Source organism: Sodalis sp. RH16 (assembly GCF_047324245.1).
GTDB classification, from domain to species: domain Bacteria; phylum Pseudomonadota; class Gammaproteobacteria; order Enterobacterales; family Enterobacteriaceae; genus Acerihabitans; species Acerihabitans ligni.
In genome coordinates this window covers 4,962,473-4,985,332 of sequence record NZ_CP178737.1, presented here as the reverse complement: position 1 = coordinate 4,985,332, position 22,860 = coordinate 4,962,473, and the positions used below count along the sequence as shown (strand labels likewise).

The 22,860-nt window shown below is 54.8% G+C and carries 18 protein-coding genes; 11 read left to right on the top strand and 7 right to left on the bottom strand.

Annotation, left to right across the window (positions count from 1 at the left end; translation table 11 throughout):
• Nucleotides 1-15: 15 nt before the first annotated feature.
• The 3 genes from ACL2XJ_RS22675 to ACL2XJ_RS22665 all read right to left on the bottom strand — a co-directional run bounded on the left by ACL2XJ_RS22675 (nucleotide 16) and on the right by ACL2XJ_RS22665 (nucleotide 3,133).
• Nucleotides 16-939, bottom strand: a complete 924-nt coding sequence (locus ACL2XJ_RS22675) for a carbohydrate kinase family protein (RefSeq protein ID WP_413724564.1) — start codon at nucleotides 937-939, stop codon at nucleotides 16-18.
• A complete protein-coding gene (locus ACL2XJ_RS22670) occupies nucleotides 936-1,688 on the bottom strand; it encodes a GntR family transcriptional regulator (protein ID WP_165934100.1) in 753 nt (250 codons plus the stop codon). The genes ACL2XJ_RS22675 and ACL2XJ_RS22670 overlap by 4 nt, the downstream gene beginning before the upstream one ends.
• A 455-nt stretch (nucleotides 1,689-2,143) precedes the next feature.
• Nucleotides 2,144-3,133 (bottom strand): hypothetical protein, encoded by a 990-nt coding sequence (locus ACL2XJ_RS22665; protein ID WP_413724563.1) that lies wholly within the window; start codon nucleotides 3,131-3,133, stop codon nucleotides 2,144-2,146.
• Between the two features lie 503 nt (nucleotides 3,134-3,636).
• On the opposite strand from ACL2XJ_RS22665, the gene rluB reads away from it, so the two are divergent.
• On the top strand, nucleotides 3,637-4,527 hold the full coding sequence (rluB, locus tag ACL2XJ_RS22660; protein WP_132921412.1) for a 23S rRNA pseudouridine(2605) synthase RluB: 891 nt from the start codon (nucleotides 3,637-3,639) through the stop codon (nucleotides 4,525-4,527).
• Between the two features lie 176 nt (nucleotides 4,528-4,703).
• Here the strand turns inward: rluB and cobO are convergent, their stop codons facing one another.
• Complete coding sequence (gene cobO, locus ACL2XJ_RS22655; RefSeq protein ID WP_132921413.1) at nucleotides 4,704-5,294, bottom strand: cob(I)yrinic acid a,c-diamide adenosyltransferase; 591 nt, start codon at nucleotides 5,292-5,294, stop codon at nucleotides 4,704-4,706.
• 15 nt (nucleotides 5,295-5,309) lie between these two features.
• Nucleotides 5,310-6,068, bottom strand: a complete 759-nt coding sequence (locus ACL2XJ_RS22650) for a YciK family oxidoreductase (protein ID WP_132921414.1) — start codon at nucleotides 6,066-6,068, stop codon at nucleotides 5,310-5,312.
• Nucleotides 6,069-6,374: 306 nt separating this feature from the next.
• Here ACL2XJ_RS22650 and sohB point away from each other — a divergent pair, with 306 nt between their 5' ends.
• Nucleotides 6,375-7,421, top strand: coding sequence for a protease SohB (gene sohB / locus ACL2XJ_RS22645; protein WP_413724562.1), 1,047 nt, complete (start codon nucleotides 6,375-6,377; stop codon nucleotides 7,419-7,421).
• A 40-nt stretch (nucleotides 7,422-7,461) separates the two neighbouring features.
• Here the strand turns inward: sohB and ACL2XJ_RS22640 are convergent, their stop codons facing one another.
• Complete coding sequence (locus ACL2XJ_RS22640) at nucleotides 7,462-7,713, bottom strand: YciN family protein (RefSeq protein WP_132921416.1); 252 nt, start codon at nucleotides 7,711-7,713, stop codon at nucleotides 7,462-7,464.
• Between the two features lie 423 nt (nucleotides 7,714-8,136).
• Here ACL2XJ_RS22640 and topA point away from each other — a divergent pair, with 423 nt between their 5' ends.
• The 4 genes from topA (at nucleotide 8,137) to ACL2XJ_RS22620 (ending at nucleotide 16,614) form a co-directional block, all read left to right on the top strand.
• Complete coding sequence (gene topA / locus ACL2XJ_RS22635; RefSeq protein ID WP_413724561.1) at nucleotides 8,137-10,725, top strand: type I DNA topoisomerase; 2,589 nt, start codon at nucleotides 8,137-8,139, stop codon at nucleotides 10,723-10,725.
• Nucleotides 10,726-11,031: 306 nt separating this feature from the next.
• The gene (cysB, locus tag ACL2XJ_RS22630; protein ID WP_132921418.1) at nucleotides 11,032-12,006 is read left to right on the top strand and encodes an HTH-type transcriptional regulator CysB; all 975 of its coding nucleotides are present in this window, start codon (nucleotides 11,032-11,034) and stop codon (nucleotides 12,004-12,006) included.
• 135 nt (nucleotides 12,007-12,141) lie between these two features.
• Nucleotides 12,142-14,814, top strand: a complete 2,673-nt coding sequence (acnA, locus tag ACL2XJ_RS22625; RefSeq protein ID WP_413724560.1) for an aconitate hydratase AcnA — start codon at nucleotides 12,142-12,144, stop codon at nucleotides 14,812-14,814.
• Nucleotides 14,815-15,312: 498 nt separating this feature from the next.
• Nucleotides 15,313-16,614, top strand: coding sequence for an HAAAP family serine/threonine permease (locus ACL2XJ_RS22620; protein ID WP_413724559.1), 1,302 nt, complete (start codon nucleotides 15,313-15,315; stop codon nucleotides 16,612-16,614).
• Between the two features lie 69 nt (nucleotides 16,615-16,683).
• On the opposite strand, the gene ribA is transcribed toward ACL2XJ_RS22620, so the two are convergent.
• On the bottom strand, nucleotides 16,684-17,274 hold the full coding sequence (ribA, locus tag ACL2XJ_RS22615; protein WP_132921421.1) for a GTP cyclohydrolase II: 591 nt from the start codon (nucleotides 17,272-17,274) through the stop codon (nucleotides 16,684-16,686).
• A gap of 266 nt (nucleotides 17,275-17,540) precedes the next feature.
• Here ribA and pgpB point away from each other — a divergent pair, with 266 nt between their 5' ends.
• The 5 genes from pgpB to ACL2XJ_RS22590 all read left to right on the top strand — a co-directional run bounded on the left by pgpB (nucleotide 17,541) and on the right by ACL2XJ_RS22590 (nucleotide 22,786).
• On the top strand, nucleotides 17,541-18,296 hold the full coding sequence (gene pgpB / locus ACL2XJ_RS22610; RefSeq protein WP_203521299.1) for a phosphatidylglycerophosphatase B: 756 nt from the start codon (nucleotides 17,541-17,543) through the stop codon (nucleotides 18,294-18,296).
• A gap of 215 nt (nucleotides 18,297-18,511) precedes the next feature.
• Complete coding sequence (locus tag ACL2XJ_RS22605; RefSeq protein WP_132921423.1) at nucleotides 18,512-19,453, top strand: D-ribose ABC transporter substrate-binding protein; 942 nt, start codon at nucleotides 18,512-18,514, stop codon at nucleotides 19,451-19,453.
• A 48-nt stretch (nucleotides 19,454-19,501) separates the two neighbouring features.
• Nucleotides 19,502-20,164: a DUF2291 family protein gene (locus ACL2XJ_RS22600; protein WP_413724558.1), complete on the top strand. Its 663-nt coding sequence runs from the start codon at nucleotides 19,502-19,504 to the stop codon at nucleotides 20,162-20,164.
• Nucleotides 20,161-21,681 (top strand): sugar ABC transporter ATP-binding protein, encoded by a 1,521-nt coding sequence (locus ACL2XJ_RS22595; RefSeq protein ID WP_132921425.1) that lies wholly within the window; start codon nucleotides 20,161-20,163, stop codon nucleotides 21,679-21,681. Before ACL2XJ_RS22600 ends, ACL2XJ_RS22595 begins: the two co-directional genes overlap by 4 nt.
• Before the next feature lies 1 nt (nucleotide 21,682).
• On the top strand, nucleotides 21,683-22,786 hold the full coding sequence (locus tag ACL2XJ_RS22590) for an ABC transporter permease (protein WP_132921426.1): 1,104 nt from the start codon (nucleotides 21,683-21,685) through the stop codon (nucleotides 22,784-22,786).
• Nucleotides 22,787-22,860: the final 74 nt, after the last annotated feature.

Genomic DNA, 22,860 nt, shown 5'->3' with positions numbered 1-22,860 from the left:
TCTCTCTCTTGGTCATTATTCATTTGTCCCGGCGGTATAGCCGGCCGGGGCGTTCTCGAATCGAATCAATTGTTCGCGGGTGGGGTAGGAAGACTGCGCCCCCATCCCGCCGCAGCTGTAGGTGGCGGCGTAAACCGCCTCACGCAGCGCCAGGGGAACGGATAAACCCTCCAGGCGCCGGGCGATAAACCAGCCCGCCAGGCAGTCGCCGGCGCCGGTGGTATCCACCACGGCGGGCGTACCGATAAAACGGGCATCATGGCTGGCTTCGGCACAAACATAACGTGCGCCCTGGGGACCAAGGGTACAAACCACCGATCTGACCCCCAGCGCCAGTAACCGCGCTATCGGCTCATCGCCGATTTGCGCCAGGGCCCGCTGGTTGCAAAACACCGTTTCGGCGCCGTTCAGCACAGGATGCAGCGGCGCCAGGCCGGCCATAAACGTGGCCGGTTCCAAATCGATAGACCAGGGTATGCCCGCGTGCCGGCAATGTTCGATGACGCTTTCGGCGGCGGCGCTGTAAACGGCGGTATGCAGCCAGCCCACCCCACGCCAATCAAGACCGCTCAGCAGATCGGCGCCGGGGTACATGGATACGCCCGGTTCCAGCAGCAGCCGCTTTTCTCCCTGGGCGTCCAGTAAAACGATGGCGCGGCAGGTTCGGCCGGGTCTGCGTCCGCCGGTAACGTCGATACCCGCCGCCCGCAGCGGCGCCAGCAAGCCCTCGGCAAATAAATCATCGCCGGTTTCCACCGCCAGGCCGACCGAGGCGCCGGCCAGCCGGCAGGCCAGCGCCGCGTTGGTCACCACGCCGCCGGGCATTTCATTGGTAATGCTCACCAGCAGCTTTTCATCGGGCTGGGGCATTTTTTCCATCAGCAGAGTGGTATCCAGGCTGATATCTCCCACAAATAACGCTTTGCCGGCCGCCGTCATGATCGCACCAGATCGATGGTGAAGCTGTAGCGATCGGCGCGGTAGCTCACCGTGGCAAACTCTACCGGCTGTCGCTGGTTGTCATGGCTTAACCGACGGGCAATCAGCACCGCCGTACCGCGAGCGATGGTAAGCAGTCGCGCCAGCTCGCCGTCGGCGATGCCGGCGCTGATGGTTTCCCGCGCGCCGATAATGCGGCAGCCGCAGTGCTGCTCCAGCCAAGCGTAGAGAGAGCCGGAATTGAGTTCGGCGACGGTGGGAAGGGGATGCCGGCTGAACAGCGACGGCGAAAACCAGGAGTGAGATACCGCCATGGCCAACCCGTCGGCGCTTAACAGGCGCGATACCATAAAGGCTTTGACGTTTTCCGCCATGCCCAGTGCGGCAGCCGCTTCCGGCGGCATAGCGGCCATACGGGCGGCGAGGGTGGCGTAACCGGCGGTGAATCCCCGCCGCCGCATATCCTCGGCAAAACTGGACATTTGATTCAAGGGTTGCAACACATGGGGTGGCAGCACCATTGAGCCTTTGCCGGCGCGGCGGGTAATCAATCCCTCCTGCTCCAGTTTGTCCAGTGCGGTGCGGGCGGTGGTGCGGCTGACGCCGAAGGTCTTATTCAACGCCGCTTCCGAGGGCAGGATATCGCCGGGCTTAAATCCGCCAAACTCGATTTCCCGCCGCAATCGCTCGGCTATCTGCCACCAAAGAGGCTGCGGGCCGGAGAGCAACCCGTGCTGATCCCAATCCATAATTAACGCCTTGTTAACCTTAATGTCATGATAATTGAATGTCATGACATTGTTGTCAATATAGGCAGTTAGGATAAATCATTATTAAAATCATATGGTTCTGGCGTTATGACGGCAAGACATTCGGGGTTTTATGGAAAAGAAACAGCCAGTTGAAAGATGACAATGAATTTCTTGTTAACATTAAAAAGCGTTGTGTAAAGATTGATAGGAAATAATTATGACAAGGTGATGCGAATCTACGTATGAGACGAATACGGATAATGAGAATCTCAAGACAGCGCTGATTTTTGAAGGTTTAGGGCTTTGACGGGATGCAAAGGCAGGGGATAACGATAATCACGAGCACGCGGAGCTGTGCTTTGCCCATAGGACCAAAACTAGCTCCCGCGTATTTCAAGACCCGAATGAGGCCAATAGAGAGAGCTTATGCCCTGCTTATCCGCAGGATTAGCTTACACGCTAGGGGCGGTTGCTTGAACTGCCGCGCCGCTAGCGCTTAATCTTTTTGTGGAAAATTTCTCGGCGAGCTTATCTCCCAAAAAAGTGAAGAAATCCGCGCTGACAATATTATGCTCTCCCTTAATTGGCTGAGATTTTACTAACTTTAATTTCAAAGCATCATCAGGAGATGCCAGCGCATTCTTCGGTATTTCAAATTCCTCTTCCCCCATAAAATCGAAAGGTGTCCCATTTGTAATGCTTTTCCCAGCCAAATTCCATTTGACCATTTTATCTCTTAACATGGATAAAAAATCATTTTCATGGCATATATAATTAGCCCAGGCTTCAACCATATAAAATTCATTGTTTACCTTCACTCGGCATACTTCATGCGCGAAACTTCCATCTGATCTGAACAAAGCCAATCCTGGTTTCAACCCAAGCTTATGACACAACGCATAGGCGATACGTGCCATGACACCGCAGTTTCCAAATTCATGCGTAACGCAATATTCCAATGCTTTTTGGGTAGATGTTTCGAACAGTTTTTGCGACTCTATTTCATAAAAAAGCGTTTCTTGAATATGATACATATCGCGATTGGTTTTTATTTTATTAGAAGATTTTATACTGCTCCCTTTATACAAAAAACGCACGGTTTTCAACACGTTTTCAAGCACTTTTAATGTTTCATCCGCTGTCATGGCTTTCCCCATCTCTCCATGGTCAATAGACGAAGCCTCGGAGATCGCATCTGATGGTATGCCCATCCTGCTGGCGAAATCAGCCTTAAGTATGCCTGTGGCAAAAATACTTAACAGTAAGTCATCCCCTGTTTTTTTATGGTATGGGGCGCCGGCGACAAGATCATCCGCGGTATTTCCAATATTTTTAAGGGTATTTAAAAAATGTAATTCTTTATTGCTACCTGAGGTAAATTCAACAGTTTCTTTAGCACTGGTTGGTATGTCCCAATTTGCTGGGCCCGAAATATTATGCATTATTAAATTCCTTGTTTTGCGCAAGTCAGTATAAAATTGTGTCAATGCCGCGTATATACTTTAATCTGCATGATGCTACAGCCTTGATAATGCAATCATATTTAATTTATTAAATTATATTTCATTTACTATAAATAAAACTTTCAAATTTTGACTCTATTTTATGAAAAATATTCAACATATATTATTGGTTTGACCGAATTCCAGGGGGCCCCTGGCGTCCTCGCTACTATCAGGGCCCTTACCGCATGGATACCGTTTTAGTCACGGCATGTCGCGAGATCGGGGAACGTCCAATGCCGGCCGATGAAATGCGTACAAGCTTTTAGCGTTAAGTTAGGGTATTATACTCGCCCGCAAAAAGGAGTGTGCATGCTATTGCCGCAACAGGCTTTATGACACTCTTAAACGCTGAATTTCATTGTATAGCAATGGGTAGAATTTGTTCAATCCCTTGTTTATTAACATTAGACGCCTGTGAAGGCGACAATCGAGGTTGCTCAATGAGCGAAAAGCTGCAAAAAGTCCTGGCCCGCGCCGGGCATGGTTCCCGCCGAGAAATTGAATCCCTGATTGAACAAGGCCGCGTCAGCGTCGATGGTAAAATCGCCACGCTGGGTGATCGGGTCGAAGTCGTCGGCTCAATGAAAATTCGCGTGGACGGTCATGTGGTCAGCATTACCGCCACCGAGGAATCGGTATGCCGGGTATTGGCCTATTACAAACCCGAGGGAGAACTCTGTACCCGCCGCGATCCCGACGGACGCCCGACGGTCTTTGATCGTCTGCCGAAAATTTCCGGTTCACGCTGGGTGGCGGTAGGGCGCCTGGATATCAACACCTCCGGCCTGTTATTGTTCACCACCGACGGCGAATTGGCCAACCGCCTGATGCACCCCCGGTGCGAGGTGGAACGTGAATACGCCGTGCGGGTGTTCGGTCAGGTGGACGATGAGAAAATTCGCCAATTGACCAAAGGCATTCAGCTGGAAGACGGCGCCGCCGCGTTCAAGTCACTGAGCTTCCAAGGCGGCGAAGGCCTGAATCAATGGTACAACGTCACCCTGAATGAAGGGCGCAACCGCGAAGTGCGGCGGTTATGGGAAGCGGTGGGCGTACAGGTCAGCCGCCTGATTCGTACCCGCTACGGCGATATTCCCCTGCCCAAGGGATTGCCCCGCGGCGGCTGGACCGAACTCAGCCTGCTGGAAATCAACTACCTGCGTGAAATGGTGCAGTTGCCCGCCGAGACGGTCAGCAAAATGCCGGTGGAGCGTGAACGCCGCCGCATGAAAGCCAACCAGATCCGCCGGGCGGTTAAACGCCACAGCCAGGTAGCTCCCACCCGCCGCGGCGGCGGCGGCCAAAGCAGCAAACGCAATTCCGGCGCATAATGTGCGGCCAGGGCCAGCTAAATCCTAATCACGGAAGCTTCATGCCGGCATGTTAAAGGGAGACAGCGCTGATGGGGTCGAAGCGGGCGTGGTTTTTCCGCCCGCCGGAGCGCCCCATGGCACGGTAGGCCCGCTAACATCGATCGTGCAGCGAACCTGTTAAAGGGTCACCGTCCCTACCAATCAATACCCTGCTGAGCCTTGATCCCGGCATCAAAAGCGTGTTTAACCGGCCGCAGTTCGCTCACCGTATCCGCCAGATCCAACAGCTCCCGATGACAGGCGCGCCCGGTAATAATCACCGTCTGGTTTGGGGGACGACGAAGCAGCGCCTCAATGACCTCGGATAAATCGATATAATCGTACGTCACCATATAGGTCAGTTCGTCCAACAGCACCAAATCCAGCGTTTCATCCGCCAGCATCCGCAAACCATGCTGCCAAACCTCCTGTGCGGCGGCGCGATCGGTTACCCGATTTTGCGTATTCCAGGTAAAACCGGTGGCCATCACCTGAAATTCCACGCCGTGGGCTTCCAGCAGGTTGCGTTCACCGTTCGGCCATTGACCTTTGATAAACTGAATTACCCCAGCACGCATACCGTGCCCGACGGCCCGGGTAACGGTGCCGAAACCGGCGGTGGTCTTCCCCTTGCCGTTGCCGGTAAAAACGATCACGATTCCCCGCTCCTCTCGCGCCCCGGCGATACGGGCATCCACTTTCTCTTTTAATCGCTGTTGGCGCTGCTGGTGCCTTTCTTCGCTCATGGTGTCATCCTGTTTTCACGCCGGTCCCGGTTTACGGTCCGGCTGGGCATCAAAACTGATGCCGGTTTTGCGGTGACTGTCGTCACCCATCAGATACAGATAAATCGGCATAATATCCGCCGGCGTTTTGAGTTTTTCGGCGTCTTCGCCGGGAAAAGCATTTTTGCGCATGGCAGTCCGGGTGCCGCCGGGATTGATGCAGTTGACCCGGAGCCGGGCGGCGGGATATTCATCCGCCAGTACCTGCATCATGCCTTCGGTGGCGAATTTCGACACCGCGTAAACCCCCCAGTTGGCACGGCCTTGCCGGCCGACGCTGGAACTGCTGAATATCAGCGACGGCCGATAAGCTTTAAGCAGCAGCGGCAGCATGGCCCTGGTCAATAAAAAGGTAGCGTTGACGTTCACTTCCATGACGTTACGCCAGCTGTCGGCGGATTGCCGCGCCATGGGCGCTATTTCTCCCAGCAAACCGGCGTTATTCAGCAGCCCGTCCAGCCGGGGAATTTCCCGCATCAACGCTTCTCCCAACTGCCGGTACTCCTGCTCGCCGGCCTGTGATAAATCCAGCGTGATCACACGGGCATCCGCACCGCCTTCATCGGCGATCTGCTGCCGCACCGCCGCCAGCTTCGCCTCCGTTCTGCCCAGCAGCAGCAACGATGCGCCGTAACGGGCATAGGTCAGCGCCGCTTCACGCCCGATGCCGTCGCCGGCGCCGGTAACCATAATGATACGCTGCTGCAGTAGATTGTTTGCGGGCTGGTAATACACGTCGGACTCCTCTGCTTACTATTGCTTACTGCGCTTATTTTTATTTGCTTTGCGGGCAGGACGCTTAATTACCCGGGCGATGGCCGGAAGGATCTCTCTTTTATGCCTGAAACGGTGGGTGATTTCAATGTATGCCCGGCCAATGCCGGCGGATGTCGCATCGCGATTTCCCCTCCGGAGGCGGGCCGGCGGGAAAAACAAGATTTATCACTATTATAGGGCGGAATATTCCGAATTTTCTGACGACGAGACCCCGGCTGTTAGCTAGAATAAGCCACAACGAAAACAATTCAGCAAGGTGGCAAAATGGAATTCCTCTCTCTCTATGGACTTTTTTTGGCGAAAGCCATTACCGTGGTGGCGGCTATCGGGGCCGTTATGCTGCTGGCGGTAGGGCTGCGCCAGCGGCAGCGCAGACGCAAGGGTGAGCTCCAGGTCACCGATTTGGGTAAGCATTACCGCGAAATGCAGCGCGAAATGCAGCTGGCCCGCATGGGAGAGGCGGAACAGCGCATTTGGCACAAACGTTACAAAAAAGAGGAAAAGCACGATGCCAAACTGGCGCGCAATCGCGCCAAACGCGGCGAAAAAACGCCGCTGAAATCCTGTCTGTATGTTCTTGATTTCAAGGGCAGCATAGATGCGGGGGAAGTGGCCTCGCTGCGGGAAGAAATTTCCGCGGTGCTGGCGGTTGCCAAACCGCAGGACGAAGTTCTGCTGCGGTTGGAAAGCCCAGGCGGGGTGGTGCATGGTTACGGGTTGGCCGCTTCGCAGCTGCAGCGCCTGCGCGACAAAGGCATTCGCCTCACCGTGGCGGTGGATAAAGTGGCCGCCAGCGGCGGCTATATGATGGCCTGCGTTGCCGACCGCATAATCGCCGCGCCGTTTTCCATTATCGGCTCCATTGGGGTGGTGGCGCAAATTCCTAATTTCAACCGCCTGTTAAAGCGCAACGATATAGATGTGGAACTGCATACCGCCGGTGCGTATAAACGGACCTTGACGCTGTTTGGCGAAAATTCCGAGCAGGGCCGTCAGAAATTCCAGCAAGATCTCAATGAAACACATCAATTATTTAAACAATTCGTGCATGAGATGCGTCCGTCGCTGGATATTGAAGCCGTGGCTACCGGCGAGCATTGGTACGGCAGCCAGGCAAGGGAGAAGGGGCTGGTGGACGGCATCGGCACCAGCGATGAACTGCTGATTGCCGAAATGGCTAATCACGAGGTCATCAACATCAAATACGCACGCCGGAAACGTTTGCTTTCGCGATTCACCGACAGTGCGGCCTTGAGTATCGAACAGCGGCTGCTGCATTGGTGGCAGAAAGGGGAAAAGCCCTTATTATGAATATAGGCGGGCCGGGAATACGGCCCGTTACCCACAACGCTCAATCCTGCAGATGATATTTCTCCGATAGCACCACGGCCAGATGTTTAAACATATTAAACACCGCTGTGGTTTTACGGGTGGGTATTCCGTCCTGATCGAAAAAAAATTCGCCGCGGAAAACCAGCACGCCGTCTTTTTGTTCTACTTCGGTCGCTTCCATACCGTGCATATATTCATCGTGTTCACGTATGATCCTATTCGCTTCAATCAACAGGTTTTTGCGATCAATGGGGGTGGTTTTTGCGTACATAAATTTTGCTCCTTGGTTAATGCAGAGCCTATTGTAATACCCGGTTGTGTTTGGCTGCAAACAGACTAAGGTTTATTCCGTTGGCGCCTTTTTTTCTTAATTGGTTTACAACAGCCGCTTTTTTTGTATCGCTAATAAGTTGCGCCAACTTTTTTATCATGTAGAGTGTGGGCCTTCATGACTCTGGGGATGCCGATGGGCACAAACCGGCAATGGATTTATCAATATCATAGGCTAATATTGATAAATTTATTATATTTATCAGTAGGTTAATCTCATGTCGCTAGTGAAAGAACAGACCGGCTAGAAAGAGGTTGATTTTTGACGGTACTGCCGCAATATAAAATCAGAGGTATGCCCAGCCAGGGTCTGGCGCACAAAAAGCTTCTTTTCAGAGAAGAAATCATTCAGGTAAAGGTAAAAATGGGTAAAGCTCTCGTTATCGTTGAATCCCCGGCGAAAGCCAAAACGATTAATAAATATTTAGGTAATGACTACGTGGTCAAGTCCAGCGTCGGTCACATCCGCGATTTGCCCACCAGTGGTTCAGCCAGTAAGAAAAGCGCAGACACAACTAAAAAGAAAAAAGAAAAAAGCGATGCGCAAAGCGCGCTGGTTAATCGTATGGGAATCGACCCTTATCATGGCTGGAAGGCCCATTACGAGATATTGCCCGGCAAAGAAAAAGTGGTTACCGAGCTGAAAGCGCTGGCGGAAAATGCCGACCATATTTATCTCGCGACCGACCTTGACCGCGAGGGGGAAGCCATTGCCTGGCACCTGCGGGAAGTGATTGGCGGCGATGATAAACGGTTCAGCCGGGTGGTGTTTAACGAAATCACCCGTAATGCCATTACCCAGGCGTTTAAACAGCCCGGCGAATTAAATATCGATCGGGTGAATGCCCAGCAGGCACGCCGGTTTATGGACCGCGTAGTGGGTTACATGGTGTCGCCGCTGCTGTGGAAAAAGCTGGCCCGCGGGCTGTCCGCGGGCCGCGTGCAGTCGGTGGCCGTCCGGCTGGTGGTGGAACGCGAGCGGGAAATAAAGGCCTTTGTACCGGAAGAGTACTGGGAACTGCACGCCGATCTTAAGGTGTCCGCCAAAGCGCAACTGCAGATGCAGGTTACCCATGAAGGGGACAAGCCCTTCAAACCGGTGAACCAGGAGCAAACCCAGTCCGCGGTCAAACAGCTGGAAAACGCCACCTATATCATCGCCGATCGCGAGGATAAACCCACCAGCAGCAAAGCCGGGGCGCCTTTTACCACCTCTACCCTGCAACAGGCCGCCAGCACCCGCCTGGGCTACGGGGTGAAAAAAACCATGATGCTGGCCCAGCGTCTGTATGAGGCGGGGCATATCACCTATATGCGTACCGACTCCACCAATCTGAGCCAGGATGCGCTGACGATGGCCCGGGATTACATCGGCGCGCAGTTTGGCGCCAAGTATCTGCCCAAACAGGCCAATGAATATGCCAGCAAGGAAAATTCACAGGAAGCCCATGAAGCCATTCGTCCCTCGGACGTCGGCAACCTGGCCGAACAGCTCAGTGATATGGAACCGGACGCGCAAAAACTCTACCAACTGATCTGGCGTCAGTTTGTTGCCTGCCAGATGATGCCTGCGCTGTATGATTCCACCACCCTGACGGTAAAAGCCGGTGATTTTTCCCTGCGCGCCAAAGGGCGCATCCTGCGGTTCGACGGCTGGACCAAAGTCATGCCGGCGCTGCGCAAGGGCGATGAAGACCGCACCCTGCCCGCCGTGAAAGTGGGGCAAGAGCTCGCCCTGGAAAAATTGCTGCCCAGCCAGCATTTTACCAAGCCGCCCGCCCGTTACAGCGAAGCCTCGCTGGTGAAGGAATTGGAAAAACGCGGTATCGGCCGGCCTTCCACCTATGTGTCGATCATCTCCACCATTCAGGATCGCGGTTACGTCCAGGTGGAAAACCGGCGCTTTTACGCGGAAAAAATGGGCGAAATCGTCACCGACCGGCTGGAAGAGAATTTCCGCGAGCTGATGAACTATGATTTCACCGCCCGCATGGAAGACAAGCTCGATCAGGTGGCCAACAATAAGGAAGAGTGGAAAGCGGTGCTGGATTCGTTTTTCACCGAGTTCACCCATCAGTTGGAAATCGCCGAAAAAGACCCGGAAGAGGGGGGCATGCGTCTCAACCAGATGGTGATGACCAGCATCGATTGCCCCACCTGCGGACGTAAAATGGGCATCCGTACCGCCAGCACCGGCGTATTCCTCGGCTGTTCAGGTTATGCCCTGCCGCCGAAAGAACGGTGTAAAACCACCATCAACCTGATCCCCGAAGCCGAGACCCTGAACATACTCGAAGGGGATGACGCTGAAACCAATGCGCTGCGCGCCCGCCGACGTTGCCCGAAATGCGGCATGGCCATGGACAGTTATCTTATCGATAACAATCGCAAAATCCACGTCTGCGGCAACAACCCTCTGTGCGACGGATATGAAATAGAGCAGGGGGAATTTCGCATCAAGGGCTATGACGGCCCGGTGGTGGAATGCGAAAAATGCGGTTCCGAAATGCATTTGAAGCTGGGGCGTTTCGGAAAATACATGGCCTGTACCAACGACGAGTGCAAGAACACCCGCAAAATCCTTCGTAACGGCGACGTCGCGCCGCCGAAAGAGGATCCGGTGCCGCTGCCGGAACTGCCCTGCGAAAAATCAGACGCCTATTTTGTCCTTCGCGACGGTGCCGCGGGAGTGTTCCTGGCCGCCAATACCTTCCCGAAATCCCGGGAAACCCGCGCGCCGCTGGTGGAAGAACTGGCCCGTTTCAAGGATCGTTTACCGGAAAAACTCCGTTATTTGGCCGACGCGCCGGTGAAGGACGATGAAGGGAATAAAACCATGGTTCGTTTCAGCCGCAAGACCAAACAGCAATATGTCTCGTCGGAAAAAGACGGCAAGGCCACCGGCTGGAGCGCGTTTTACATCGACGGCAAATGGCAGGTCAGCAAAAAATAAGCGGGCATGGTTTTACCGCTCGCCGCAGCGCCCCACGGCACAATCAGCCCGCTATCACTGAAGCTTGCATGAGCCGTATTAAAGGGATTATCTCGCCCTGCCGCCTACCACAACCAACCTCCGGGTTGGTTTTTTTATGCTTTATAAATAAGTTATATATAGCGATTTTTTATGATTAAATAGTATTATAGCAAAATATTACTTTTGCCCCCGATGCTGACAAAAGCCGGCTGCCTCATGGTGACAGCGACTCCAAACGGTACTTTTGCACCGGATTCTTGCACCTGTTATGCCAGGATGACAAATATGAAATTGCAGCAGCTTCGATATATTGTTGAAGTGGTAAATCATAATCTGAATGTTTCTTCCACTGCCGAGGGGCTGTATACCTCGCAGCCCGGCATCAGCAAACAGGTGCGAATGCTGGAAGATGAACTGGGGGTGCAGATTTTTGCCCGCAGCGGCAAACATCTGACCCAGGTGACCCCCGCGGGGCAAGAGATCATCCGCATTGCCCGCGAAGTCCTGTCGAAAGTCGACGCCATAAAAGCCGTTGCCGGCGAACATACCTACCCCGATAAAGGCTCGCTGTATGTAGCCACGACCCACACCCAGGCCCGCTACGCTCTGCCTGAAGTCATCAAAGGCTTTATCGAACGCTATCCGCGGGTTTCCCTGCATATGCATCAGGGCTCCCCCACACAAATCGCCGAGGCGGTATCCAAAGGCGTGGCGGACTTCGCCATCGCCACCGAGGCGCTGCATCTCTATGAAGATCTGGTGATGCTGCCCTGTTATCACTGGAACCGGGCTATCGTGGTGCTTCCCAATCATCCGTTGGCCAACAAGGCCAACATCACCATTGATGAGCTGGCGGCCTATCCGCTGGTGACCTATACCTTTGGTTTCACCGGCCGTTCCGAACTGGATACCGCCTTCAACCGCGCCGGGCTGACGCCGCGCATCGTCTTTACCGCCACCGACGCCGATGTGATCAAAACCTATGTCCGCATGGGGCTGGGCGTTGGGGTAATTGCCAATATGGCGGTAAGCGAAGAAGCCGATCCGGACCTGGTTAAAATCAATGCTGATGCAATGTTTGCCCTGAGCACCACCAAAATCGGCTTTCGTCGCAGCACTTTTTTGCGCAGCTATATGTACGACTTCATCCAGCGCTTTGCGCCTCATTTAACCCGCGACGTGGTGGATACGGCCATTGCCCTGCGCTCCAATGAGGAAATAGAGGCCATGTTCAAAGATATCAAACTGCCGGTTAAATAATCCATAACGCCTTTTCCGGCTAGCCTGACCGCATCACTTGTTATGAAAACGTTACATTAATCTTGTAAAATGATGACAGATCGCCTCAAACCCAATGGGGTTATGACTATAATGAAATAAAAGTCTGGAGGAGTTATGTCGTCAACAATTCGAGAAACCAGTAAGGAACGCCTGGTGGTCGGGGATAAAACCTACCGCTATTTCAGCCTGCCCCACGCTGCGCGGACGCTGGGTAATCTTGACGCTCTGCCCAAATCCATGAAAGTGCTGCTGGAAAACCTGCTGCGCAACGAGGACGGTGACATTGTCACCGAAGAGCATCTGAGAGCGGTGGCCGGCTGGCTGGAAAACGCCCATGCCGAGGGTGAAATCGCCTATCGCCCGGCCCGGGTGCTGATGCAGGATTTCACCGGCGTGCCGGCGGTTGTGGACCTTGCCGCCATGCGGGAGGCGGTAAAGCGCCTGGGCGGCGATGTAAACAAGGTCAATCCCCTGTCGCCGGTTGACCTGGTTATCGACCATTCCGTCACCGTCGACAGCTATGGCAACGACGGAGCCTATGTAGAAAACAACCATCTGGAGATGGAAAGGAACCTCGAGCGCTACAAATTCCTGCGCTGGGGGCAGCAGGCATTCAGCCGGTTCCGGGTCGTGCCGCCGGGAAACGGTATCTGCCATCAGGTCAATCTCGAATACCTTGCGCAAACCGTTTGGCACGAGCAGCAGGATGGTGAAGAAGTAGCCTATCCCGACACGCTGGTGGGCACCGATTCCCATACCACCATGGTCAACGGCCTCGGCGTGCTGGGCTGGGGCGTGGGCGGTATCGAAGCGGAAGCGGCCATGCTCGGCCAGCCGGTATCCATGCTGATTCCGGACGTGGTGGGTTTTAAGCTTATCGGCAAGCTTAATGAGGGCATCACCGCCACCGATCTGGTGCTGACCGTAACGCAAATGCTGCGTAAACACGGCGTGGTGGGTAAATTCGTGGAATTTTATGGCGATGGGCTGGACGTGCTGCCCCTGGCGGATCGCGCCACCATCGGCAATATGGCGCCGGAATACGGCGCCACCTGCGGTTTTTTCCCGGTAGATGCCATCAGCCTGGATTATCTGCGACTGACCGGCCGCAGCGAAGAGCAGATAGCGCTGGTGGAAGCCTATAGCAAAGCACAGGGCCTCTGGCGCAATGCTGGGGATGAACCGCGCTTCACCAGTACGCTGGTATTGGATATGGGAACGGTAGTGGCAAGCCTGGCGGGGCCGAAACGGCCGCAGGACCGGGTGCCGTTGCCGGGTGTGGCGGCGGCGTTCCGCGCCAGCGATGAGCTGGATTTCACCAAGCGTACCCATCATCCGGATTTCCAGGACGTGGAGCTGGAGGGGGAATCCTTCCAACTGCATCAAGGGGCGGTGGTGATTGCCGCCATTACCTCCTGCACCAATACCTCCAATGCCAATATCCTGATGGCCGCCGGCCTGCTGGCCCGCAACGCGGTGCAAAAGGGGCTGAAGACCAAGCCTTGGGTGAAAACCTCGTTAGCCCCCGGATCCAAAGTGGTGACCGATTATCTGGCGGCGGCGGGATTGACGCCTTATCTGAATCAGCTCGGTTTTAACCTGGTGGGTTACGGTTGCACCACCTGCATCGGTAACTCCGGCCCGCTGAAGGAACCCATCGAGGCGGCCATCAAGTCCGGGGATTTGACCGTGGGAGCGGTGCTGTCCGGCAACCGTAACTTTGAAGGGCGTATCCATCCGCTGGTGAAAACCAACTGGCTGGCGTCGCCGCCGCTGGTGGTGGCCTATGCCCTGGCCGGTAATATGCTGGTGAATCTGAGCACCGATCCGCTGGGCACCGACGCCGGCGGGCAGCCGGTGTATCTCAAGGACATCTGGCCGAGTTCGGCGGAAATCGCCGATTCGGTGAGCCTGGTTAACAGCGCCATGTTCCATAAGGAATACAGCGCTATTTTCAACGGCAACCGGGATTGGCAGGAGATCGAGGTCAATCGCACCCCAACTTACCACTGGCAGGATGACTCCACCTATATCCGCCTGACGCCGTTCTTTGACCAGATGCGGCATCAGCCCGAGCCGGTGGAAAATATCCGCGGCGCCCGTATTCTGGCGTTGCTCGGCGATTCGGTGACCACGGATCATATCTCCCCGGCGGGCAATATCAAAGCGGACAGCCCGGCGGGACATTATCTGCGGGAAAACGGCGTGGAAGCGGGAAATTTCAATTCCTACGGATCCCGGCGCGGCAACTACGAAGTGATGGCGCGCGGCACCTTTGCCAATATCCGGATCCGGAACGAAATGGTGCCGGGTGTGGAAGGGGGGATAACCCGTCACTATCCGTCCGGCGATGAGATGCCGATTTACGATGCCGCCATGCGCTACCAACGGGAACAGGTGCCGCTGGCGGTTATTGCCGGTAAAGAGTACGGTTCCGGCTCCAGCCGGGATTGGGCCGCGAAGGGCCCGCGGCTGCTGGGCATCCGGGTAGTGATTGCCGAAACCTTCGAACGTATTCACCGTTCGAATCTGATTGGCATGGGGATTCTGCCGCTGGAATTCCCGGCCGGCGTGACCCGGCAATCGCTGCGGCTGAAGGGGGATGAGCGTATCAGCATCGGCGGCCTGGGCGAGCTGGCTCCCGGCCAGACGGTGGCGGTGACCATCGACTATGCCGATGGCCGCAGCGAGCAGGTGATGACCCGCTGCCGTATCGATACCGGCAACGAGCTTACCTATTACCAGCATGACGGTATTCTGAACTATGTCATCCGCCGAATGCTGTAATCGGCGTTTCATAAGCTTCGCCTCCCCCCTTAGCGTCCGGCGAGACGTTAGGGGGGCAGGCATGAGAGTACCGATGGATCCTCGAATCATTGTTAATACGGGGTGTATTATTTTGTGGTGGTAGCTATTTCACCTTATTATATTAATCTAACACCTATATTAATCTAACACCTATATTAGTCTATAAAATTATTTCTGTGATTATTATTAAGGATAAAGTATCAAATTATCTATCTTACAGACTGACAATATTAAAGTATCAATATTGATTTTTTAAAATTTGGCTTCTTTGTTGTTTACTTCGTTAATACATTCATTTTTGTGATCCTGATAGGGTAATTAAATTTACCGTTTGATATAGAATGCCGCCACCGCATAAAGAGCAGATATGTGAAAATAGACTGTTATTTTCATGAATGGCTATGCTTAACGCTAGCAGAATATCTTTAGCATATTCACGGCATTTTTATCGAAACGTTCCCTGAGGAGAACATTATAATGAATAGCATCACGGAAAGCGCCTCGGTGCTGGAGGCGTCTCCGGACTCCAGCTGGCGCAGAAGCGACACCATGTGGATGTTGGGCCTGTACGGTACGGCCATTGGCGCGGGCGTGCTGTTTTTACCCATTAACGCGGGTATCGGCGGGCTGGTTCCGCTGATTATCATGGCCATTATGGCTTTCCCCATGACTTTTTTCGCCCACCGCGGATTATGTCGTTTTGTCTTGTCAGGTAAAAAAGGGGGTGGGGATATCACCGAAGTTGTTGAGGAACATTTCGGCGTGGGTGCGGGTAAATTAATCACCTTGCTGTATTTTTTTGCTATTTACCCTATTTGCCTGGTATATGGCGTGGCTATTACGAATACCGTTAATAGTTTTATTATCCATCAGCTTCATTTGCCGACGCCGCCGCGTGCAATATTAGCGCTGATATTAATCCTCGGGCTGATGACTATTGTGCGTTTCGGTAAAGAAATGATCGTCAAGGCGATGAGCATCCTGGTTTTCCCCTTTGTGGCGGCGTTAATGCTGTTGGCGGTTTATTTGATTCCGCACTGGAGCTCGGCTATTTTTGACAGCGCCTCCGCTGCCGGCAGCATGACCGGCCATAGCCTGATGGTTACACTTTGGCTGGCAATTCCGGTGATGGTGTTTTCGTTCAACCATTCGCCGATCATCTCCTCCTTTGCGGTGGCCAAGCGTCAGGAGTATGGCGACGGCGCGGAGAAGAAGTGTTCGCGCATCCTGGCCTGCAGCCATGTGATGATGGTGCTGACGGTGATGTTCTTCGTTTTCAGCTGCGCGCTGAGCCTGTCAACCGCCGATTTGGCCCAGGCCAAGGCGCAGAATATTACCATTTTGTCCTATCTGGCGAACCACTTCAATAACCCGCTGATCGAGTGGGTGGCGCCTATCATCGCCACCGTCGCCATCAGCAAATCCTTCCTCGGCCATTATTTGGGGGCGCGCGAGGGTTTCAACGGCATGATGATCAAATCCTTGCGCAGCCGGGGGAAGAGCGCTTCCGAAGAAACGCTTAACCGTATTACCGGCATTTTCATGCTGCTGACCACCTGGCTGGTGGCGACGATGAACCCCAGCATCCTGGGCATGATCGAGACCCTGGGCGGACCGATTATCGCCATGCTGCTGTTTTTGATGCCGATGTATGCCATGCATAAGGTCCCGGCCATGAAAAAATACAGCGGCACTATCATTAACGTATTAAGTAACGTATTTGTGGCGTTAGTGGGCCTGGTGGCCATGTCGGCAATCGTCTATAACCTGCTGGGCTAAAGGGACGGCGGGTCGTCCCGGCCCGCTTCCTGCCCTTCCATCAGCGGCGGATGAAGTAACGGGCAGAGATCAGATGTCCAGCAAATGGCCCATTTTGGTCGCTTTGGTATTGAGATAGCGTTCATTCTTCGGATTGCGGCCGACGATCAGCGGGACGCGTTCGATGATATGAATGCCGGCCTCGGTGAGAATCTCCACCTTCTGCGGATTATTGGTGAGCAGACGGATGGAGTCCACGCCCAGCAGCTTGAACATATCGGCGCATAGGGTGAAATCCCGCTCATCTGCGGCAAACCCCAGCTGATGATTGGCTTCCACCGTATCGGCCCCTTTATCCTGCAGCGCGTAGGCGCGAATTTTATTCAGCAACCCGATATTCCGGCCTTCCTGGCGGTGATACAGTAAAATCCCCCGGCCTTCCTCGGCGATATGCGTCAAGGCGGCTTCGAGCTGGAATCCACAGTCGCATCGCAGGCTAAACAGGGCATCACCGGTCAGGCACTCCGAGTGCACCCGCGCCAGCACCGGCTCCACGCCGGTAATATCACCGAACACCAGCGCCAGATGGTCGTGTCCTGTGGCTATCTCTTCAAAACCCACCATCAGAAAGTCGCCCCAGGGTGTCGGCAGTTTGGCCTCTGCCACACGTTTAAGCTGCATTTTACTCTCCAAAACCGAAATACTGACGCGCATCCTACTTATTATCTTGCTGTTTGACCAGCGTGGCGCAAAGTGATACGCGAAAATCCGTTAATAAGGTATTTTGCCACAAGTTCATTAAAATCTGACGATTGATCATGCTTATTATTGGCAAAATAGTCATTTGATTGTCACAATTCCCTACAACGACGGGCAATTTATAAGCCTCCCCCCTTCGGTCTTGGGATTCAATTCTTCTCGGCAAAGCTTTTTCAGCGGAAAGACACATGTTTGATATTGCGAAACGCACCGGTTTTGGCGCGATAGTACTTATGGTAATCCCTATTTTAGCCTGGGTCAGTGGCTGGCAGTGGCATCCGGATAACGAAGTGTGGTGGTGGCGGGTATTGTTTTGGACGACCCAAACCGTGACGTCTCCCTGGGGCTTTATCACCAGCATCGTCCTGTTTGCCTGGTTCCTATGGTGTTTGCGGTTTCGCTTGGGGCCTGCGCTGGTTTTGGCCTGTATTCTCGGCGTCGCGCTGCTGGCGGGCCAGGGTATCAAGTCGGCCATCAAGGACCGGGTGCGGGAGCCGAGGCCCTATGTGATATGGCTGGAGCAGACCCACGATATGGACGGCCGGGATTTTTATTCCCTGCCGGGCAAGGCCCGGTCGATGCTGGTGAAAAAAGAGCTGCAGAACGAACAGGAAATTCCCCGCTGGCTGCGTAAACATTGGCAGCATGAAACCGGCTTCGCTTTTCCCTCCGGCCACACGGTGTTTGCCGCCAGCTGGGCCTTACTGGCCTGGGGGCTGCTGTGGCCTCGGCGGCATTATAAATCGGTGATAGTGATTATGGTCTGGTCGGTGGCGGTGTTGAGCAGCCGCATGGTGCTGGGTATGCACTGGCCGCGGGATGTGCTGATGGGCATCCTGCTGAGCTGGCTGGTGATCGCATCGGCCTGCTGGCTGGTGCAGCGCTGGATTGGGCCTTTAGTGCCCAAACCCGATGAAGCCCGGGATATCAAATCCCGTATGTAGCCCTCATGGAATATTGCCTGCCGCGCAAGGATGCGCGCCGCGGCCCTGCTCAAAATGTCACCCTCTCGCCATCCTCCGGAATGTAACGGTAATGTTGCTTTTGTGATATCTATCGCTATTCCTAAAATTCGCCATGGACAATCATCATTAGAATTGCCACACTCCATATGAATATAAAATCAAAAGTGAATATATATTCATAACGGAGAACAACAATGAACACCTACCTACTCAAACCTTGTCTTGCCGCCGTTTTACTGTCCTTGTCCATGGCGTCTTTTGCCGCCGACAAAGGCTTAATCGCCATCATTACCCCGTCCCATGACAATCCGTTCTTTAAAGCGGAAGCGGATGCCGCCACCGCCAAGGCCACCCAATTGGGCTATACCACGCTGGTGGCGTCCCATGACGATGACGTAAGTAAGCAAAACCAACTGATTGAAACCGCCATTGCGCGCAAAGCGAAAGCGATAGTGCTGGATAACGCCGGCGCCGATGCCACCATCGGGCCGTTGAAGAAGGCCAAGGCCGCCGGCATCCCGGCGTTTCTTATCGATCGCGAAATCAATGCCACCGGCGTGGCGGTGGCGCAGATTGTCTCCAATAACTACCAGGGCGCGCAGCTGGGGGCGGAAAAATTCGTCAAGCTGATGAACGGCAAGGGGAATTATGTGGAACTGCTGGGCCAGGAGTCCGATACCAACGCCCATGTGCGCTCACAGGGCTATCACGATGTGATTGACGACTATACCGGCCTGAAGATGGTGGCCCAGCAAACCGCCAACTGGAGCCAGACCGAAGCCTTCTCCCGTATGGAATCCATGCTGCAGGCCCATCCGGATATCACCGGCGTGATTTCCGGCAACGATACCATGGCCCTGGGAGCGGAAGCCGCGCTGAAGGCCGCCGGACGTAAAGATATTATCGTGGTGGGATTTGACGGCAGCGACTATGTGCGGGATTCCATCCTGGCCAAAGGCAATATCAAGGCCACGGTGTTGCAGCCGGGCTGGCGCGAAGCGGAAATGGCGGTGGAACAGGCTGATGCCTACCTGAAAACCGGTAAAGCCCAGAAAGAAGAGAAGCAGCTGATGGATTGCGTATTGATTGATGAAACCAATGCCAAAAACCTGAAAAATTTCGGCGTTCAGCCTTAAGTGACGTACCGGAAGGGGCCGCGCGGCCCCTTCAAAACAGGAGAGGGTATGCAACTCAGCGTATTACGCATATTGGGCAAAGAGGCCACATTGGGCAATCCGGGCACAGGCAAAAAACTGGCCACCTGGGCCCTGGCCCTGTTACTGCTGTCCGCCTGCGACGTGGTCAAACTGGGCAGCGACGGTAAGCCGATTATTCCGGCGGATCCCACGGCGGGTCCGGATTATTCCAACCAGACGCCGCAGCAGATAGCCCAGGAATTCTGGGGACCAAAAATACTGCCCGCCGCCCGCAGCCAGGCGCTGGATTGGCCGGCGCTGAAGCAAGCGCAGGAAAAACTGGCCGGTACCGACACCAAAAGCGTCTACAGTAAATTTTCCGCCAAGGTCGGCGCGGTGGATGCCGACGGCATGGAACGCAAACTGACCTTGAACGTCAACGGCGATACCGTGCTGCTGCAATTGGGACCCGTCATCAAGGGTAACGCGGTACGTGATGCCGCCGGGTTTATCCATTTTGAGGATTTCAAAAACCAGGTGCAGTTCGCCCAGGTGTCCAGGGCGTTGAATAAACAGGCGCTGGGCGGCCTGCCGGCCATTGACCCAAGCTGGGTCGGACAGCCGGTGGACGTGCTGGCGGCGTTTACCCTGAGCCATGGGAGTATCGATGACGGCGTGGCGCTGGATATCAAGCGGGGGGCGAGTCAATGAGCGATAAACCTGAGGTGGTGCTGCGCGCTCAAGGCATCACCATGATGTATCCGGGCACCCTGGCGTTGGACAACGTAAATTACAACGTCTATCGCGGCAAAGTGAATGTGATAATCGGCGAGAACGGCGCCGGTAAATCCACCCTGATGAACGTGCTGGCGGGCGTGCAACAGCCCACCGCCGGCGAAATCCTGCTCAATGGCGAGCGGGTGAGCTTTGGCAATACCCGCGAGGCGGCGGCGAAAGGCATCGGCATGGTGCATCAGGAACTGAACCTGTCGGAAAACCTCAATGTGGCGGAAAACATCTTCCTCGGCCGCGAACAGCAAACCGGCCTGTGGCCCATTAATCAGGCTGAACAGGAGCGGGTGGCCGCCGAACTGATGGCACGGCTGGATCAGCCCATCTCTCCCCGTGAGCTGGTGTCCAATCTCAAGGTCGGCCAGCAGCAAATGATAGAGATAGCCAAGGCGCTGGCGGAGCGGGCGGATATCCTGATCCTTGACGAGCCCACCTCGGCCCTCAGTAAAAACGAAGTGGACGTGCTGTTTCGGGTAATTCGCGAGCTGACCCGCCAGGGCGTATCCATTATCTATATCTCCCATCGCCTGGAGGAGCTGATGGCCATCGGCGATTACATTACGATTCTGCGCGACGGGCGCTTTCAGGCCGAGGCGGTGGTGGGGGAAATCGACGTGCCCTGGATCGTGCGGGAGATGCTTGGCGGTGACCCTGTCACAACTTTTCTCAAGCCCGGCCGCCAATTCGGCTTGCCGGTATTGCAGGCGGACCATATCACCTGCGTCAACGATGCCGGTCATCCGGTGGTGAACGATGTGACCTTTACCGTGCGCGCCGGCGAAATCGTCGGCATCTACGGCCTGATGGGAGCCGGTCGTACCGAACTGTTCGAGTGCCTGCTGGGCACCGAAAAAAACTACCTGGGCAAAATCTGGCTGGGGGATTTACCCATCTCCACCGGTATGTCCACCGCCAACCGCATCAAGCTCGGCATGACCCTGGTGCCGGAGGATCGCAAAAAATCGGGCATTTTTCCCGCCTCCTCGGTAGCGGTGAACCTGACCATCTCCAGCCTGTGGCGGCGACTGCAAAACGGTATCAGCATCATGCGCCGGGATGAAGAGCGGGTGGTGGCGTCCACCATCGGCAACCTGTCCATCAAGGTCTCTTCGCCGGACGTGGAAATCCAGGCCCTGAGCGGCGGCAATCAGCAAAAGGTGGTGATTGGCCGTTCGCTGCTCACCGATCCGAAGCTGCTGCTGCTGGACGAACCCACCCGCGGCATTGACGTGGGCGCCAAGGCGGATGTGTTTGAAATGATGGTGGCCCTGTCGGAACAGGGGATCGGCATTCTGTTTTCCACCTCGGATTTAAAAGAAATCATGGCGGTCTCCGACCGTATTCTGGTGATGTCGAACGGGAAATTGACGGCGAACGTGGAGCGTCAGTCCGCCCAGGAATCGGCATTGGTCACGGCGAGTGCAAAAGGATTCTGATATGAAAGCAATCAATACCGCCGCGTTAGCGCCTCTTACGGCCAGCCGGTCATTCCGGTCGCGGGAAAATATTCTGCTGCTCCTGCTTAAGCTACGCACTTTTATCGCGCTGTTTTTGATTTTAGGCTTTTTCACCTTTACCGTGTCCGGCTTCCTGGCCACGGAAAGCATTCTTATTATGTTGAAGCATATCTCCATCAATGCTTTTTTGGCGCTGGGCATCACCTTTGTCATCATCACCGCCGGCATCGATCTGTCCATCGGCGCCACCCTTGGCCTGTGCGGCATGTTCGCCGGTTGGATGATCACCCACGGCATTGTGTTGCCGATGTTCGGCATCGCCATCTTCCCCAGCGTCTGGGTCATCGTGCCGGCGGTTCTGGTGCTCGGCGGGCTTATCGGCGCCGTTAACGGCTGGATCATCACCCGCTATAACGTGGCGCCTTTTATCTGCACCCTGGGCACCATGTATATCGTGCGGGGCGCGGCGATGCTGCTGTCCAACGGCGAGACCTTCCCCGGCCTGGACGGCAACCCGCGGCTTGGCAATACCGGTTTTGATTTCATCGGTTCCGGTTCGCTGCTGGGGGTGCCTTACTGTATCTGGCTGATGTTCGTGCTGGCATTGATCATTGCCTATATTGCGCGCCGCCTGCCGTTTGGCCGCCATGTTTACGCCATCGGCGATAACGAACGGGCGGCGGAGCTGTCCGGTATCAAGGTGAAGCAGGTAAAAATCTGGGTTTATACCATTTCCGGCCTGTGCGCCGCGGTAGCGGGCATTGTGGTGACCTCGCAGCTGGTGGCCAGCCATCCGGCCACCGGTACGTCATTTGAAATGAATGCCATCGCGGCGGTGGTATTAGGAGGGACGTCGCTGGCCGGCGGGCGCGGGACCATTGTCGGCACCCTTATCGGCGCCTTTGTTATCGGCATCCTGGCGGACGGCCTGGTAATGATGGGGGTTAGTGAATTCTGGCAGATGGTCATCAAAGGGATGGTGATTATCGTGGCGGTCATTATCGATCAAATGCAAAACCGGATGCAGCATAAGGCGGCCATCGTCTCGCAAAAGATCGTCAAAGAAGAGGCCGCCACCGAGTAACCCCCGTTCCCGTGCCGTTTACGATGATGCCGTAACGAGGGCTGGGAGGCAGCGACAAAACGGCGAGACGAGGG